This window comes from Lacticaseibacillus chiayiensis, from assembly GCF_004123795.1.
Lineage (GTDB): Bacteria > Bacillota > Bacilli > Lactobacillales > Lactobacillaceae > Lacticaseibacillus > Lacticaseibacillus chiayiensis.
The window spans coordinates 158,093-174,782 of the sequence record NZ_MSSM01000005.1 but is presented as its reverse complement, the minus strand read 5'-3'; the positions used below and the strand labels follow the sequence as shown (position 1 = coordinate 174,782).

Genomic DNA, 16,690 nt, shown 5'->3' with positions numbered 1-16,690 from the left:
CATCACTCATAAAAATGGTTGGCCGGTTTCTGTCTTTTCGCGTTGTAGGGGAGGCAACCAGGCCTTCAATCGGTTCCAAAGATGAAGCATATCTTTGGAACCGATTTTTTTGGCTTCAAGAAAATTGAAAAAGATTAGCGCGGAAGTTTTTGAATTTGAGGCGCGTTGCCGATTCAAATTTTCCCATTGAGAACAGCGATGACTCGGGTTTTAAACACCGCAAGTAATCATCAATCTTATCAAAACACGAACATTAGTTTAAAATAAGTCCAATATAGTTCCATTTTACGGTTGAATGTTGTTCCTCAACGTGCTATTCTCAAAATATCTTAAAGAAAGCAGGGAACAAGATGCAGAAAGTAGCTGTGGTCATGGGCTCAAGCTCCGATTGGCCAACCATGCAACAGGTTGCAACGCAATTGACGGCGTTGGCAATTCCTTTTGAAAAGCACGTGATTTCGGCACACCGCATGCCGGACAAGCTTTCAGAATTCGGCAAGCATGCGGCAGATCAAGGCTTTGGGGTCATTATTGCCGGAGCAGGCGGAGCGGCCCATTTGCCTGGGATGCTCGCTGCTAACACCCTTTTACCTGTCATCGGCGTTCCGATCAAAACACGAACATTAAATGGCGTCGATAGCTTGTTGTCGATTGTTCAAATGCCAGGTGGGGTACCAGTTGGAACTATGGCTATTGGTGATGCCGGTGCTATGAATGCTGCTTTATTTGCTGCTTCGATTCTGGCTTTAACTGATGAGGCATTAACCCAACGCCTTGAAGCATTTCGTGCCGAGCAGACCAAACGAGCCGAAGAAAGTGAGGCGGCTCTCAAATGATTGATTTGGTGACATCTCCGGCAACAATCGGCATTATCGGTGGCGGCCAACTTGGTCGGATGCTGACTCAAAGTGCCAAAGCCATGGGTTATCGTGTTGGCATTTTGGAGCCAACGCCGAACTCACCCGCTGGCCAGGTCGCGGACTTTCAAATTACCGCCCCATACGAAGATCAAGCGGCGTTGACCAAGTTGGCCAAGGAATCCGATGTTTTAACCTATGAGTTCGAAAACGTTGACCTCGCTGCACTTGAAGCGGTTCGCAATTTAACGAAGATTCCTCAAGGTACGGCAATCCTGGCAACGACGCGTGACCGCATCAAGGAGAAAACCTTTCTTGAGACCCATGGCGTGCCGGTGACACCGTTTGCCGCAGTTGATTCACCGACAACATTGAAAACTGCGATTGCCAAGATCGGCTTGCCAGCTATTTTGAAAACCACAACAGGCGGTTATGACGGACACGGCCAACAGGATATCAACACCATGGTAGATGTACCTGCCGGAGAAAAGTTGTTGGCGCACGGTCCGTGCATTTTGGAAAAACGCCAGCAATTTGATCGCGAAGCCTCTGTGATGATCACCCGTGATGGCCGCGATCAGGTGCGGGTTTTCCCGATTGTCGAAAATCGACACAAAAACCACATTTTGCATCTCACTTTAGCACCGTCGCCGAACATTTCAACGGTTTTAGCGCACAAAATTGATGACCTGGCGACCAAGATTGCCTTAGGGCTTGATTTACGCGGCGTGCTTGGCGTTGAGCTGTTCCTTGAAGGGGACAACGTGATTGCCAATGAACTGGCACCACGGCCGCATAACTCCGGCCATTATTCGATCGAAGCATGTAACTTTTCGCAATTCGATGCGCACATTCTGAGCATCTGCGGTCTGCCAATTCCGCCAATTAAGTTGAAGCAGCCGGCGGTGATGCGCAATTTGCTTGGTGACGATTTAACCCAGGCCAAAGCCAAGTGGCCACAGCATCCGGAATGGCACATGCATGATTATGGCAAAGCCGAAATTCGCCCGGGCCGCAAGATGGGACATTTGACCGTGACCGATGATCGCAATGTTTTGGACATACTCAAACAAATGGAGGCAGCATGGTGAAGAAGACAACGTTACTGTATACCGGCAAAGCCAAGCAGGTTTTTGCAACCGAAGATCCGGATGTTTTATGGATGGCATACACCAATCAGGCCACGGCGTTGAACGGTGAAAAGAAGGCGCAGATTGACCATAAAGGCGAACTGAATCGCGCCATTTCGACCTTGCTGTTTAAGGAATTGTCCGCCGCCGGTATTCCAACCCATTACATTGATTCGCCAGATGCTACTACCATGATTGTCAAAAAGGCGACGATGCTGCCGCTGGAAGTCGTGGTGCGCAATTATGCATCCGGGCATTTTGTGACAAAGTTCAACGTTAAGCCGATGATGAAGCTCGATCCACCGATTCATGAATACTATTACAAGTCCGATGAACTCGGCGATCCATTCATGAACGAGGCACAGATTTTTGCCTTGCACGAAGCAACGCCTGAACAATTACGCGAAGTTCGCGCCTTAACTGACCGGATTAACGCTTATTTAACGAAACGCTTCAATGAAGTCGGCATCACCTTGGTTGATTTCAAGCTTGAGTACGGGACATTAAAAGACGGCACATTAGTCTTAGCAGATGAACTGTCACCGGATAATTTCCGCTTGGTTGACCAGCAAACAGGCGCATCGCTTGATAAAGACGTCTTTCGTCAAAATCGAGGCCCGTTAACGCCGGTTTACCAAGAAGTACTTAATCGACTACAAGGAAAAGGAGCTGCCCATGTTTAAAGCCAAAGTTTACGTGACCTACAAGCCATCTGTACTGGATCCCAAAGCCGAAGTCATCAAGACCGCCTTGAGCCGGATGGATTACCACAATGTTGATGATGTCTTATATGGCAAATATTTCGAATTGAAGCTTAGTGGCACCGAAGCAGCAGTAAGAAAGCAAGTCGATACGATTTGTGATCAGTTGCTCGCCAACGTCAATATGGAAACTTATCGCTTTGACTTAGAGCCAATCACGGAGGATGAGGCATGAAAGCGGCCGTTATTTCTTTTCCCGGATCCAATTGTGATTTGGATTTGCAGTGGGCAGTGCAACAAATTGCCGGTGCCGACTGTGAACTGATCAAGCAGGAGCAAACCGATTTAAGCAGTTACGATGTCGTGATGGTTCCCGGCGGTTTTTCTTACGGTGATTACTTGCGCAGCGGTGCCATCGCTCGCTTTTCACCTGTCATGACGGCGCTAAAAGATTTTGCGGACGCTGGCGGTTATGTATTGGGTATCTGCAACGGCTTTCAGATTTTAACCGAAGCCGGTTTGTTGCCTGGTGCTTTGCAGTGGAATCGCGATCTGAACTTTATCTGCGAGCCGGTGACGTTAACCGTTGATCGTGCAGATACCGCATTTTCCAACCAATACCGGGTTGGTGAACAGTTGACGTTGCCAATCGCCCATGGTGAAGGCAACTATTATGCCGATCCCGAAACGTTGGCTGAACTCGAAGCCAATGACCAAGTGGTGTTCCGGTATACTGATAATCCAAATGGCAGTGTCCATGACATCGCCGGCGTAACCAATGCGGCTGGCAACGTTCTGGGCATGATGCCGCATCCGGAGCGCGCGGTTGAGGCCTTACTTGGTGGCACTGATGGATTAGGCCTCTTTCAGTCGCTCATCCAACAAACGAAAGGAGCCGACATTCGTGGTACACGTTGAAATGAGTCCAACGGCCATTGCCAAAAAAAAGTCCTATCTTGACTTGGGATTGACCGAAGCCGAGTATGATCGTTTTGCCGCGTTAATCGGCCACCAGCCTAATGACACTGAAATCGGGCTGGCGAGCGGGATGTGGAGTGAACACTGTGCTTATAAATACAGTAAGCCGATCCTGCGCCAGTTTTGGACCAAGAATGAACGCGTTTTGATGGGCCCAGGTGAAGGTGCCGGCGTCATCGATATCGGTGAAGGCAAAGCAGTCGTGTTTAAAGCCGAAAGCCACAATCACCCGTCGGCAGTCGAACCTTATGAAGGGGCTGCAACCGGTGTCGGCGGGATCATCCGCGACATTTTTTCCATTGGTGCTAAGCCAGTAGCTATGTTGGACTCATTAGCGTTCGGCGATCTCAGCCAACCGCACACCCAGCATCTGGTTGACCGAATTGTTGCAGGGATTGGCGGTTATGGTAACGCAATCGGTATTCCGACGGTGGGCGGCGAAACCAATTTTGATGGCAGCTACACACGCAATCCACTGGTGAATGCGATGTGTGTAGGCATCATGGACAAGGATCAAATTCAAAAAGGTAAAGCAGCCGGCGTCGGCAACGCATTGATTTATGTCGGTGCCAAAACCGGGCGGGATGGCATTAATGGTGCCAGCTTTGCTTCCAGTGAGTTTTCGGATGAGGAGGCGGCGGATCGCTCAGCTGTTCAGGTCGGCGATCCGTTTATGGAAAAACTATTGATGGACGCCTGCCTCGAGATTACCCAACAACATCAGCAGGCACTTGTCGGCATTCAGGACATGGGAGCGGCCGGTTTGGTTTCATCCAGCGTTGAAATGGCCGGTAAAGCCAATAGCGGGATGGCTTTGGATCTTGATTTGATTCCGCAGCGTGAAGCCAACATGACCCCCTTTGAGATCATGTTATCCGAGTCTCAGGAACGCATGCTGCTTTGCGTTCGCGCTGGCTTTGAACAGGAAGTTTTGGATGTTTTCGCTGCTTATGATCTTGACGCAGCCATTGTTGGCCATGTGATTGAAGGGCATCAGTACAAGCTTTATCATCACGGAAAATTGGTTTGCGATGTGCCGGTCAGCTCTTTAACCGATGATGCACCGGTTTATAAACAGGAAGCTAAAATGCCAGAACGACTGGCCAATCCCGCATCTGATTTTGATCCGATTGTGACGGATCCGGTGACCACTTGGAAAGCAATGATGGCAATGCCGACCATCGCCGATAAATCATCCTTGTATCGGCGCTATGACGCGCAGGTGCAAACCAATACGGTCGTTCTGCCAGGCAGCGATGCAGCGGTGATTCGTGTGCGTGGAACGCATCGGGCATTGGCGATGACGACCGACAGCAAGGGCCGGTATCTCTATCTCGATCCAAAAGTCGGTGCCGCAATCAGTGTGGCTGAGGCAGCACGGAATCTGGTTGCCAGCGGTGCAGAGCCACTGGGAATTACCGATTGCCTCAACTTTGGCGATCCTACCAAGCCTGAAGCGTTTTACGAGCTTGCCGAAGCAGCTAAAGGCATTATTCAGGCAACCAAGGCGTTTAATGCACCGGTGATTTCCGGAAATGTGTCGCTTTATAACGAAACGAATGGGCACGCGATTTATCCGACACCAATGATCGGAATGGTGGGGCTGATTGAAGATCTCAGCACTATCACGACGGCTGCGTTTAAGCACGCCAATGATCTGATTTATCTGGTCGGTGAAACGCATGGCGACTTTAACGGCAGTGAGTTGCAAAAGTTACAGACTGGTCATGTTGCCGGCCGATTATTCGATTTTGATTTAGAAGCAGAGCAGGTCAATCAGGCGTTTGTTTTAAAAGCAATTCGTCAGCACCTGGTCACTGCCGCTCACGATTTAAGTGATGGTGGACTGCTGGTTGCACTCGCAGAAATGGGTTTTACCAATGGTCTGGGTGCCAAGATTAAGGTGACGTTGCCAACCAGCTGGGGCTTTTCCGAAACCCAAGGCCGCTTCCTGATGACAGTGGCACCAGAAAACCGAGCAGCATTTGAAGCCTTGAACGGACCGGCCAAACTGATTGGCCATGTCCAGGCAAAACCACAATTTGACGTTACCACTGTCAGCCATCAATTTTCGGTGGTCTTGAGCCAGCTGCAAACTGCATTTGAGGAGGCACTCCCATGGTACATGAACCAAAAGGCTTAAATGAAGAATGCGGTGTCTTTGGTATTTGGGGCAATCCCAACGCTGCCAGTATTACCCATCTGGGCCTGCATACGTTGCAACACCGAGGGCAGGAAGGCGCCGGCATCGTTGGTCTCACCAAAGAAGGCATGCGGCGTCATTATGGTTTGGGGTTGCTGAGTGAAGTGTTTACCAACACAGACCAGTTACGGCCATTGATGGGTCGTGCTGCTCTAGGGCATGTTCGGTATTCAACGGCGGGTGGTCGCGTCCTTGAAAATATCCAACCTTTGCTTTTTCGGTTTTCTGATGAAGCGATTGCTTTGGCACATAACGGCAATTTGACGAACGCCATTAGTTTACGGCGTGAACTGGAAGATCAAGGTGCAATTTTTCAATCGACTTCAGATACCGAAGTGCTTATGCATCTGATTCGCCGGCAGGTTGGTCAACCGTGGCTGGTGCAGCTGAAAACGGCATTGAATGAAGTTCACGGTGGTTTTGCGTTTGTTTTGTTGACCGAGCATGGCTTGTATGCCGCGGTTGATCCTCATGGCTTTCGGCCGATGGTGGTTGGCGTGATGCCGGATGGCGGTTACATTGTCTGCAGCGAAACAGCTGCTTTGGATGCAGTCGGCGCTGATTTTGTTCGGGATGTGCAACCTGGAGAACTGATTATCATTGATGATGATGGGTTGCATTTGGATCACTTCACAACCAAGACAACGTTGGCAGTTTGCTCAATGGAATATATCTACTTTGCCCGGCCGGATTCCGATATTCACGGAATTAACGTTCATCAGGCGCGAGTTCGCATGGGTGAGCGTTTGGCGAAGGAACAACCAGCAGACGCCGATATTGTTGTCGGGGTGCCTAATTCATCACTGTCAGCGGCGATCGGTTATGCCAAGGCCAGTGGAATTCCTTATGAAATGGGGCTGGTCAAGAGCCAGTATGTGGCGCGGACGTTCATTCAGCCGACACAGGCCTTACGTGAAAAAAGCGTCAAAATGAAGTTGAGCGTCATTAAACCGGTCGTTGCCGGCAAACGGATCGTTTTGGTGGATGACTCGATTGTGCGGGGGACTACTTCCAAGCAAATCGTTAAATTACTAAAAGAAGCCGGGGCTGCGGAGGTTCATCTGCGCATCGCCAGTCCACCACTGCGGTTTCCGTGCTTTTACGGCATTGATTTTCAAACGACCAGTGAATTGTTTGCGGCGAATCATCCGGTTCCGGAAATGCGTGATTTGTTAAATGTTGAATCACTTGGATTTCTTTCGACTCAGGGGCTGGAAGATAGTATTGGGTTGCCGACGACGGCTCCAAATGGCGGGTTATGTGTCGCCTATTTCACCGGAAAATATCCGACGCCGCTTGACGATTATGAGTCAGCCCTGAATAAAGAAGTTGCGTCACTTAAAGTCAATGTTGCGGAGGTTAGCGCATGACAGATTATAAAGATGCCGGCGTTGATATTAAGGCCGGTGACGAAGCGGTGCAGCGAATTGCCGCGTTAGCTAAGGAAACAATGAATGAAAATGTGGTAGCTAGTGTTGGCGGCTTCGCGGCAGCATATCGGTTACCTTCTGTTCCACAGCCAACCTTGATTAGTGCTACAGATGGGGTCGGAACCAAGTTGCTGTTGGCCTTGCAGTGCGATGCGCATGAAACGGTTGGTATTGATCTGGTGGCGATGGTGGCCAATGATTTGCTAGCGACAGGAGCACAGCCGCTATTTTTCCTTGATTATATGGCGGTGGATCATTTGGATGTCGCTCGGGCGGAATCCGTAGTTCGCGGGATTACATTTGGTTGCCAACAGGCAGAGATGGCGCTCATCGGTGGTGAGACTGCTGAGATGCCGGACATGTATCCGCAACATCATTACGATTTGGCTGGTTTTGCAGTTGGAGTAGTTTCGGCACCAAAAAGATTACCGCAGGATGTCGCTGCAGGCGATGTGTTGATTGGCTTGCCAAGTTCCGGTGTCCATAGCAATGGCTATTCACTGGTCCGAAAATTGTTGGCTGAAACCGATTTGGGCAGTCAGACACTTGAAGACGGTTCTGAAATGATGCAAGCACTCATGCGTCCGACCCGAATCTACGTTAAACAGGTGTTGCCTTTGATGCAGCAAGGCTTGATCCATGCGGCAGCACACATTACCGGCGGTGGGATTACCGAGAACCTGCCACGGGTGATCCCGGATGGCTTAAGTGCCCACGTCGATCCACAAGCATGGCGACGGCCGGAACTTTTTGATCGTTTGCAACAAGCCGGTCATTTGAGCGAAACCACGATGCGGATGACGTTTAATCTTGGCATCGGTATGATTTTGGCGGTTGCTGAGGAATCGGTTTCCGATGTACAGACGGCATTGCCAAGCAGTAAAGTTATCGGCAAAGTTGTCACCGATCCGTCGGAAAAGATTCACTGGCAGGTGGCAGGCGAATGAAAGCATTAGCTGTTTTTGCATCAGGGAACGGAACTAACTTTGAAGCGTTGTTTGAGGCTTCACAGGCCCAGGATAGCGATTTTCGCATTGTGGTGGTGGTTTGTGATCGGGCACATGCCCCGGTGATTCGTAAGGCAGCCCATTATCAGATTCCAACTATTGTCGTGAACTTCAAGGACTATGCCGATAAGGCGGCGGCCGAAGCCCACATTTTGGAGGCACTTCCCCCAGTGGATGCGTTGATTCTGGCTGGCTACATGCGCATTATCGGCCCGACCTTGTTAGACGCATTTCCGCGGCGCATTATCAATTTGCATCCGGCACTGCTGCCAAGTTTTCCCGGGCGGCAAGGCATTAAGGATGCATTTGATTACGGCGTTAAAGTAACCGGCGTGACCGTCCATTATGTCGATGCGGGGATTGACACCGGCGAAATCATTGCCCAGGATCCTGTCCGTGTCCTGCCCGGAATGACGTTAGCGGAACTGGAAGCTGCCATTCATCGTCAGGAGCATCACACTTTTCCGGAAACTGTCAAGAAACTCATTCAAGAAGGAGCGATTTAAGTGAAACGAGCATTGTTAAGCGTCTCTGATAAAACCGGTTTGGTACCTTTTGCTAAGGGTTTGATTGAACGCGGATTTGAACTGATTTCAACTGGCGGCACCCATCGCGAACTGGCCGAAGCAGGCGTAGCCGTGACCAGTGTTGAAGATGTGACCGGTTTTCCGGAGATGCTTGATGGCCGGGTTAAGACGCTGCATCCCAAAATTCATGCCGGTATCTTGGCACGCCGCGATGATCCTAAGCATATGCAGGCGCTGGCAGATCATCATATCCAACCGATTGATGTTGTTTGTGTGAATCTGTATCCGTTTGCCGAAACGATTAAACGCCCCAATGTGACGCGTGCCGAAGCGATTGAACAGATTGACATTGGTGGACCTTCTGCTTTACGGGCTGCGGCTAAAAACGGCGACAGTGTCTGGGCGGTGGTTGATCCAGCTGATTATTCAGCGGTTCTGACCGGTCTTGATCAAGATGATGCGGCGTTGCGTCGAAAACTGGCTGCCAAGGTTTTTGCGGTAACGGCGGCTTATGACGCTCAAATTGTTCATTACTTAGATCCCGAACCATTTCCAGAGCAATTCACCCCGACTTACCACAAGCGCCAAGACTTGCGCTACGGGGAAAATAGCCATCAGCAAGCGGCATTTTACGTCGAACCCAATCCTGATCCAACCAGTTTGGCGGCTGCTAAGCAACTGCATGGCAAAGAGCTTTCTTACAATAATATTAAAGATGCTGACGCGGCGTTGGCGATGTTGCGTGAATTTAAACAGCCGGCTGTCGTGGCAGTTAAACATATGAATCCTTGTGGCATTGGCTTAGGCGAAACGATCGAAGCTGCTTGGGATAAGGCGTATGCAGCAGATTCGATGTCAATCTTTGGTGGCATTATCGCGCTGAATCGCCGAGTAGACTTAGCAACGGCCGAAAAAATGCACAAGCTCTTTCTTGAAATTATTATGGCTCCGGCATTTGATGATGATGCTTACGAAATTTTGGCCAAAAAGAAAAATGTGCGACTGTTGACGATTAATACGGCCGATATGCCAGAAGAACTAGGCACCGAAACGGTTTCGATTTTTGGCGGCTTACTGGTACAGACGCGCGACAATAAGACCGAAACACCTGCGGACATGACCGTCGTGACCAAGGTGCAACCGACTGCTGACCAGTTAAAAGCTTTAGCCTTTGCTCAAACCGTGGTTAAACACGTGAAGAGTAATGCGATTGTGGTCGCCCAAGCAGACCAGACGTTAGGCATTGGCGCCGGTCAAATGAACCGAATCGGGTCAGTCGAACTAGCATTGACCCAGGCACAACAAAACGATAACTTTGCCGGCGCTGTCATGGCCAGCGACGCTTTCTTCCCAATGGACGACTGCGTTGATTACGCCGCAAAACATGACATTAAAGCCATCATCCAACCAGGCGGCAGCATCCGCGACAAAGACTCCATCGCCAAAGCCAACGAATACGGCATCGCCATGGTCACAACGGGTGTGCGGCACTTTAGGCATTAGAGCGTGAACTGGCGCGGTTAGAAGTCTGCGTATAAGTGGCCTTAGGCGTGATGGCCCGAACTTGGCCATTACGCCTAAGGTCCTTATACGCAGACTTCTGCGCCAGTGAACGCGTTTTGGCGCCAGAAAGCTACAGTGTTACTAGTCTTTTGGCCTTTAACCATTGAGACTAAGGCCTTTAAACGCAGACTTCTTACCAGTCAACATGCATTTACGCCACCCTCACCACTCACACATATGCGCCCATACGCGCAAGGAGGTTTTATGAAAAAGGTTCTTGTCATCGGCGGCGGTGCCAGAGAAAGTGCCCTTGCTCTAAAATTTAACCAGTCGCCACAAGTTGATCATGTCTATGTGGCACCCGGTAATCCGGCCATGACGCTTTTAGGCGTTGAGCCAATCGGCATTAGCGAAGCCGAAGTGCCAGCATTAATTCTATTTGCCCGGGATCATCAGATCGACTTGACGTTTGTCGGTCCTGAAGTACCACTGGCAGAAGGAATTGTTGATGCTTTTCAAGAAGCTAATCAGCCGATCTTTGGCGTGACAAAAAAACTTGCGCAACTCGAATCGAGTAAGACGTTTGCCAAAGATTTTATGCACCGCCACCATCTCCCGACTGCTGCCAGCAAAACCGTGCATAGCGCACTAGAAGCTCATGCCGAGGCAACATTGATGGGATTACCGATCGTTCTTAAAAAAGACGGGCTTGCCGGTGGAAAAGGGGTCATCATTGCTCAAGACGCTACTGCCTTGGACGATGCGATTGACCAACTATACGAACGTCATCCGAGTGCCACCGTCCTACTTGAACAATACCTTGATGGCGAAGAAGCATCGGTGATGGCGCTTTTCAACGGTCAAAACCGCGTGATTTTACCATTATCACAGGATCATAAACGCCGATTTGCGGCCGATCGTGGTCCTAACACAGGTGGTATGGGCGCCATTAGCCCGCTGCCGCAATTTACTGCCAACCAAGTGCAGTCAGCTCAGTCCTTAGTGGATAAGACGTTGGCAGGGATGCAAGAGGACGGCCTTAGTGGGCAAGGTGTGATGTATATCGGTCTGATTTTTACTTCTGATGGTCCTAAAATTCTGGAATACAATATGCGTTTTGGGGATCCGGAAACGCAGGTGCTTTTGCCTCAGATCGAAAACGATTTTTATCAGATGGTAACGGATTTATCGAACGGTCAACAACCGGATTTAACGGTAAACGGTCGAGCTTACGCGTGCTTTGTTGCGGTGAATCCGGACTATCCCGAATCAGCGCATAAATCGGTGCCGGTGATTGTGCCAAATGATTGGTCTATCGGTACATGGTTGCCAGCAAGCGTCAACCAGATAGAAAATGGCTGGATTAGCAATTCAGGCAGAATTTTTTCCGTTGTAAGTGGAGCCCCGACACTGTCCGAAGCGGTTTCTAAAGCAAAAGCGGCGCTGGAAAGCATCCAAGGGGTTCTGGATTACCGCACTGACATAGGTTTCCATGCGCTCAAAGCCTGAAGAAAAGAGCTAGCAACAAAACCTGATTTTGGTGACTAGCATTGACAAAATAGGCACTGTGACAGCTTCTTGTCGCGGTGCCTATTTGCATATCCTTTTCAGTGTGCGAAGGCGATTTTAAATGAAATTAAAAAAATGATATTGACAACCATCGTTTACAGTTGTAAATTATAACTGTTGAGAGATTACAAGTGTAAACGGAGGCCAATTATGGAAACACCAACAGTCGATATTTCCCAGTCAGAATGGGAGGTCATGCGTATTATCTGGACACTCGGGCCTTTAAAAAGCAGTACACTTGCTGCTATTTTGACAGATAAAATGGGCTGGAAGGTCGCAACTACCAAAACCTTTTTAGGTCGCTTGGTAAAAAAAGGCGCACTTGTACCGGAAAAACAAGGTCGTGAATTTTTGTACCATGCTACAGTCGGCGAACAGGCATCTATGGATGCAGCAGTGACCGAGTTATTTAGCCATTTATGTCAGATGAAAATAGGCAAGACCTTGGATCACTTGATAACTCACGTGACTTTATCAAAACACGATATCAATGACCTGCAGCAAACATTGACAGCCAAGTTGCCAGATGCACCGGCAAAGGTTAGCTGCAATTGCTTGCCAGAAAGATGTAAGGAGGAAGTCCATGAAGGATAGTAAGATGGAACATGCAAACGAAACGACTGGTCAACCCAGTGAGATGCATCATGAGCGCATGCAGCATGATGACATGGCAAATATGTCAATGCAGCATGATCAGATGGGGCACCAAGCTGGTATGGAAACCATGGCCATGGATCAGGGAGCGATGAATCATGGCAACATGCATATGGACCATGGTGACATGAGCCATATGGATATGGATCACGGTGGTGGCCACATGATGCATATGGGGAATCTTAAACAAAAATTCTGGGTTAGCCTGATTGTGATGATTCCGGTGCTGCTGCTTTCCCAGTTTATGGGGATGAATATTCACTTAGGGGCTTTGCAACTGCCGATTGTATTTCCAGGATCCGACTGGCTGGTTTTGATTTTGTCGTCATTTTTGTTCTTCTATGGTGGTTGGCCATTTTTGACCGGAGCCAAATCCGAATTGCAACAGCGGCAGCCAGCGATGATGACGCTGATTGCAATGGGTATCACCGTTGCGTACGGTTATTCACTTTACGCGTTTGTGATGAATCATTTTATCGCGCCAAATGGCATGGTCATGGATTTCTTCTGGGAACTGGCAACACTGATCGTGATCATGCTGTTAGGACACTGGATTGAAATGAATGCGGTTATGGCAGCGGGCAATGCCGTTGAGAAACTCGCGGCATTGTTGCCAAGCCAAGCGCATGTTGTGCATGGCGATCACGTGATGGATATGCCGTTAGCAGAAGTTCAGGTCGGAACGCGTTTGCGGGTGCTGGCAGGTGAACAGATGCCAGCTGATGGTCAGATTGTTAGTGGCACTAGTAGCGTGAACGAGTCGCTGGTTACCGGTGAAGCTAAAGCTATTCATAAAGCTGAAGGCGATCGAGTCATTGGCGGATCGGTCAATGGCGATGGCGTCATTGAAATCAAGGTTACTGGTACAGGTGAAAGTGGCTACCTGTCGCAAGTGATGAAGCTGGTTCAAAGTGCGCAAGCCAATAAGAGCAAAGCGGAAAGTATGGCCGATAAGGTTGCTGGCTGGCTTTTCTACGCGGCGTTGGCAGTCGGTATCCTGGCATTCTTCATTTGGCTACCAGACGGCGCGGCGACTGCCTTTGAGCGCATGGTCACCGTTTTCATCATTGCCTGCCCGCATGCACTGGGACTGGCAATTCCATTGGTTATCGCGCGCAGTACCAGTATCGGTGCAACCAATGGCTTGTTGATTCGTAATCGCCAGTCACTTGAAACTGCTAAACATGCTAAGTTTATCTTAATGGACAAAACCGGTACCTTGACGGAAGGCAAATTCACCGTTGCCAAAACCGTCGCATTTGCCAATCAGGATGAAGCACAGGTCTTAGCATTGATGGCTGCACTTGAGAGTCATTCAGAGCATCCACTGGCAACCGGAATTAAAGCCGCAGCCAAGGATCAGCAATTGAAGGTCCCTGTCGCGGAAAATGTTCAGGTACTAAAGGGTATCGGCTTGCAAGGTGAAATTGATGGACAGGCTTATACCATTGTCAATGCGCGTTACCTGAAAGATCATCAGTTAAGTTATGATCAGGCCCAGGCTGATCAGTTGGCGGCTGCCGGGAACTCATTGGCCTTCTTGTTACAGAAGGATCAAGTGTTAGGAATGGTAGCTGAAGGCGACCAGTTGAAGCCATCAAGCAAGCAATTTGTAGTGGCCTTGAAACGTCAAGGCATCACGCCGGTTATGTTGACTGGTGACAATCATGAAACAGCTAAAAAGGTTGCTGACCAGCTGGGATTAACCGATTTTCAGGCAGAACTCAAACCTGAAGATAAAGTTGCCCAAGTCAAGGCTTATCAGCAACGCGGCGTTGTGATGATGGTCGGCGATGGTGTCAACGATGCGCCTAGTCTGGCTCAGGCAGATATCGGGGTAGCAATCGGTGCTGGTACGGATGTTGCCATTGATACAGCCGACGTGGTCTTGGTTCACAGCGATCCGGCCGACATTCTGAACTTCTTATCGCTGGCAAAGGCGACAAACCGCAAAATGGTACAGAACCTTTGGTGGGGAGCTGGCTACAACATTTTAGCTATTCCATTGGCAGCAGGTATCTTAGCGCCGATTGGTTTCATTCTCAGTCCGGCAGTTGGCGCGGCGATCATGTCGTTATCGACGATCGTGGTTGCGTTAAATGCCATGACCCTGCATTTGAAGCGCGCCTAGATTATAGTTGGCAAAATAAATATCGGCTCATCATCTACATCTTGATGGTGAGCCGATATTTTGTGTACAACCAATACTATATCTTGTAGTTGAAAGATGGTACGATTAAAAAGACTTATCAGTGTGAATGTTGCATTTATCAACAGGCATCCAGTTAAATGCCAGTTCGTAAGGTGATGACAGAATCAATTTAGAAAGAGGCAGATATTGTTATGACGACCAACCGCTTACCGCAGAATCCTAAACCTAAGGAATGGCTCGCTAGCGACCTTTCCCAGCAACGTATTGCGGATTACAAACCATTTAACTTTGTGGATGGCGAAGGAGTACGTTGTAGTTTATACGTATCTGGCTGTCGGTTTGCCTGCCCCGGCTGTTACAATCGGGTTGCCCAGAATTTCCGATATGGGAAACCTTATACCCACGAGCTAGAAGACCAGATTATTGAAGATCTGGGTCAGTCATATGTGCAAGGGCTGACGTTATTAGGCGGCGAGCCGTTTTTGAACACACAGGTATGCATCCGCTTATGCCGCCGCATTCGGCAAGAGTTTGGCCATGACAAAGACATCTGGAGTTGGAGCGGTTACACATACGAGGAACTGATGCAGGATTCCGAAGATAAGTTAACGTTACTAGGGCTCATTGACATCCTGGTTGATGGCCGGTTCTTGTTGGCCCAAAAAGATTTAACCTTACAATTTCGCGGCAGCGCCAATCAACGCATTATTGACGTACCGGCAACCCAAGCGGCTGGCGAGATCAAACTTTGGAAGAACTTGATTCGGTAATATAAAAAAGAGAACAAGTGACTTTCCGCAGTAACTGAATATCGGAAGTCGCTCGTTCTTTTTTGATAGCTTTTGCTGACTAAAAGACAGCATTTGCAGGCACGATAAATCGCGATTATCCGTATGTCCTTAGCTGTTAGCAGATTGCTCGCGGTTGGTTTTGGGATGATGGACCGTTTGACCGGGATCGCTGTAATAGCTGACGTATGGGAAATGAATGGTAACAGTGGTACCTTGGTTTATCACAGATGTTAGCGTCAAATGGTGGCCAAGTTTTTCGGAAAGCTTTTCCGCCAAGAAGAGACCCAAGCCAGTTGATTTGTGATTCGATATCCGCCCATTGCTTCCGGTAAATCCCTTTTCAAATACGCGGTGTTGTTCATCTTTAGGAATGCCAATGCCAGTGTCGGTAATCATGAGCTGGGTTTCTTTACCGGTGTTGCGGATCGTGGCACTGATGCGGCCGCCTTCCGGTGTGTACTTCACAGCGTTCGAAATCAGTTGCGCCAAAATAAACCGCAGCCATTTGTTATCGGTTAATACGGTTTGATCTTCCCCATTGAGCTTAAATGACAGGCGCTTGCTGATAAACCCGTTTCGTTGACTGGCGACGACATCATTCACAAGCGACTTTAGCGGCGTGTTGTGTAGGAGATAATCTTTGGAAAAACTGTCGAGCCGCGAATAATACAAAACCTGTTCGACATAAAATTCGATTTGGTCTAACTGCAAATTGAGATTATCCAGTTTGTCATCGGGCACCTGACCTTCAAAACTTTCGGCTAAAAGCGAAACCGCTGCTAACGGTACTTTGATTTCGTGAACCCAGGAATCAATGAAGTCTTTTTGGTCTTGCTGTTGGGCCAGTAAGGCGGTAATCTGTTGGCGATGTAGCGTCAGCATTTGGTTGTACGTATCGGCAACGACTTCTTCCATGCCTGATTCACCGCCTGGCAGTGGCCAGTCCAGCGCCGCATCCTTCGCTTCTTGGCGGGCATGAAGTTGTGTGGTAAAGCGTCGAACTCGGCTAAAGTGGGCCACAAAAAAAGCACTCGCAACAAGTGTTACCAATAAAACCGCGTACCAGAGTGTTGATATTTTAACTCGGTGTTGGGGATCCAGCCAGATAATGATGGCCGCTAAGCCAACACACAAAACGTAACCGCCAATAGGCCATAGGTGGTCTTTGACGTAATCGCGAAAACGCAT

General features: G+C 49.1%; 15 protein-coding genes. 14 read left to right on the top strand and 1 reads right to left on the bottom strand.

Annotated features, from left to right (window positions below; all coding sequences use genetic code 11):
• The first annotated feature begins 350 nt into the window (after window positions 1-350).
• The 14 genes from purE (at window position 351) to nrdG (ending at window position 15,481) form a co-directional block, all read left to right on the top strand.
• A complete protein-coding gene (purE, locus tag BVJ53_RS03030) occupies window positions 351-836 on the top strand; it encodes a 5-(carboxyamino)imidazole ribonucleotide mutase (RefSeq protein ID WP_129301086.1) in 486 nt (161 codons plus the stop codon).
• Window positions 833-1,948: a 5-(carboxyamino)imidazole ribonucleotide synthase gene (gene purK / locus BVJ53_RS03025; RefSeq protein WP_129301085.1), complete on the top strand. Its 1,116-nt coding sequence runs from the start codon at window positions 833-835 to the stop codon at window positions 1,946-1,948. The genes purE and purK overlap by 4 nt, the downstream gene beginning before the upstream one ends.
• Window positions 1,942-2,670, top strand: coding sequence for a phosphoribosylaminoimidazolesuccinocarboxamide synthase (gene purC, locus BVJ53_RS03020; RefSeq protein ID WP_167470156.1), 729 nt, complete (start codon window positions 1,942-1,944; stop codon window positions 2,668-2,670). Before purK ends, purC begins: the two co-directional genes overlap by 7 nt.
• Window positions 2,663-2,923, top strand: a complete 261-nt coding sequence (gene purS, locus BVJ53_RS03015; protein ID WP_025012690.1) for a phosphoribosylformylglycinamidine synthase subunit PurS — start codon at window positions 2,663-2,665, stop codon at window positions 2,921-2,923. Before purC ends, purS begins: the two co-directional genes overlap by 8 nt.
• Window positions 2,920-3,606 (top strand): phosphoribosylformylglycinamidine synthase subunit PurQ, encoded by a 687-nt coding sequence (gene purQ, locus BVJ53_RS03010; RefSeq protein ID WP_129301084.1) that lies wholly within the window; start codon window positions 2,920-2,922, stop codon window positions 3,604-3,606. The genes purS and purQ overlap by 4 nt, the downstream gene beginning before the upstream one ends.
• Window positions 3,593-5,809, top strand: a complete 2,217-nt coding sequence (gene purL, locus BVJ53_RS03005; RefSeq protein ID WP_129301083.1) for a phosphoribosylformylglycinamidine synthase subunit PurL — start codon at window positions 3,593-3,595, stop codon at window positions 5,807-5,809. Before purQ ends, purL begins: the two co-directional genes overlap by 14 nt.
• Window positions 5,785-7,239 (top strand): amidophosphoribosyltransferase, encoded by a 1,455-nt coding sequence (gene purF / locus BVJ53_RS03000; protein ID WP_129301082.1) that lies wholly within the window; start codon window positions 5,785-5,787, stop codon window positions 7,237-7,239. Before purL ends, purF begins: the two co-directional genes overlap by 25 nt.
• Complete coding sequence (purM, locus tag BVJ53_RS02995; RefSeq protein WP_129301081.1) at window positions 7,236-8,246, top strand: phosphoribosylformylglycinamidine cyclo-ligase; 1,011 nt, start codon at window positions 7,236-7,238, stop codon at window positions 8,244-8,246. Before purF ends, purM begins: the two co-directional genes overlap by 4 nt.
• On the top strand, window positions 8,243-8,812 hold the full coding sequence (gene purN, locus BVJ53_RS02990; protein ID WP_129301080.1) for a phosphoribosylglycinamide formyltransferase: 570 nt from the start codon (window positions 8,243-8,245) through the stop codon (window positions 8,810-8,812). The genes purM and purN overlap by 4 nt, the downstream gene beginning before the upstream one ends.
• On the top strand, window positions 8,813-10,336 hold the full coding sequence (gene purH / locus BVJ53_RS02985; RefSeq protein ID WP_129301079.1) for a bifunctional phosphoribosylaminoimidazolecarboxamide formyltransferase/IMP cyclohydrolase: 1,524 nt from the start codon (window positions 8,813-8,815) through the stop codon (window positions 10,334-10,336).
• Between the two features lie 264 nt (window positions 10,337-10,600).
• Window positions 10,601-11,845: a phosphoribosylamine--glycine ligase gene (purD, locus tag BVJ53_RS02980; RefSeq protein ID WP_129301078.1), complete on the top strand. Its 1,245-nt coding sequence runs from the start codon at window positions 10,601-10,603 to the stop codon at window positions 11,843-11,845.
• A gap of 210 nt (window positions 11,846-12,055) precedes the next feature.
• The gene (locus BVJ53_RS02975; RefSeq protein ID WP_129301077.1) at window positions 12,056-12,499 is read left to right on the top strand and encodes a CopY/TcrY family copper transport repressor; all 444 of its coding nucleotides are present in this window, start codon (window positions 12,056-12,058) and stop codon (window positions 12,497-12,499) included.
• A complete protein-coding gene (locus BVJ53_RS02970; RefSeq protein WP_129301076.1) occupies window positions 12,489-14,690 on the top strand; it encodes a heavy metal translocating P-type ATPase in 2,202 nt (733 codons plus the stop codon). The genes BVJ53_RS02975 and BVJ53_RS02970 overlap by 11 nt, the downstream gene beginning before the upstream one ends.
• 212 nt (window positions 14,691-14,902) lie before the next feature.
• A complete protein-coding gene (nrdG, locus tag BVJ53_RS02965) occupies window positions 14,903-15,481 on the top strand; it encodes an anaerobic ribonucleoside-triphosphate reductase activating protein (RefSeq protein WP_129301075.1) in 579 nt (192 codons plus the stop codon).
• Between the two features lie 129 nt (window positions 15,482-15,610).
• On the opposite strand, the gene BVJ53_RS02960 is transcribed toward nrdG, so the two are convergent.
• Window positions 15,611-16,690: a sensor histidine kinase gene (locus BVJ53_RS02960; RefSeq protein ID WP_129301074.1), complete on the bottom strand. Its 1,080-nt coding sequence runs from the start codon at window positions 16,688-16,690 to the stop codon at window positions 15,611-15,613.

What these genes read in the sequence shown, in the direction of transcription:
- purE (WP_129301086.1), top strand. Translation starts at nt 351, where the DNA reads ATGCAGAAAGTAGCTGTGGTCATGGGCTCAAGCTCCGATTGGCCAACC.
- purK (WP_129301085.1), top strand. Translation starts at nt 833, where the DNA reads ATGATTGATTTGGTGACATCTCCGGCAACAATCGGCATTATCGGTGGC.
- purC (WP_167470156.1), top strand. Translation starts at nt 1,942, where the DNA reads ATGGTGAAGAAGACAACGTTACTGTATACCGGCAAAGCCAAGCAGGTT.
- purS (WP_025012690.1), top strand. Translation starts at nt 2,663, where the DNA reads ATGTTTAAAGCCAAAGTTTACGTGACCTACAAGCCATCTGTACTGGAT.
- purQ (WP_129301084.1), top strand. Translation starts at nt 2,920, where the DNA reads ATGAAAGCGGCCGTTATTTCTTTTCCCGGATCCAATTGTGATTTGGAT.
- purF (WP_129301082.1), top strand. Translation starts at nt 5,785, where the DNA reads ATGGTACATGAACCAAAAGGCTTAAATGAAGAATGCGGTGTCTTTGGT.
- purM (WP_129301081.1), top strand. Translation starts at nt 7,236, where the DNA reads ATGACAGATTATAAAGATGCCGGCGTTGATATTAAGGCCGGTGACGAA.
- purN (WP_129301080.1), top strand. Translation starts at nt 8,243, where the DNA reads ATGAAAGCATTAGCTGTTTTTGCATCAGGGAACGGAACTAACTTTGAA.
- purD (WP_129301078.1), top strand. Translation starts at nt 10,601, where the DNA reads ATGAAAAAGGTTCTTGTCATCGGCGGCGGTGCCAGAGAAAGTGCCCTT.
- BVJ53_RS02975 (WP_129301077.1), top strand. Translation starts at nt 12,056, where the DNA reads ATGGAAACACCAACAGTCGATATTTCCCAGTCAGAATGGGAGGTCATG.
- BVJ53_RS02970 (WP_129301076.1), top strand. Translation starts at nt 12,489, where the DNA reads ATGAAGGATAGTAAGATGGAACATGCAAACGAAACGACTGGTCAACCC.
- nrdG (WP_129301075.1), top strand. Translation starts at nt 14,903, where the DNA reads ATGACGACCAACCGCTTACCGCAGAATCCTAAACCTAAGGAATGGCTC.
- BVJ53_RS02960 (WP_129301074.1), bottom strand. Translation starts at nt 16,690, where the DNA reads ATGCGTTTTCGCGATTACGTCAAAGACCACCTATGGCCTATTGGCGGT.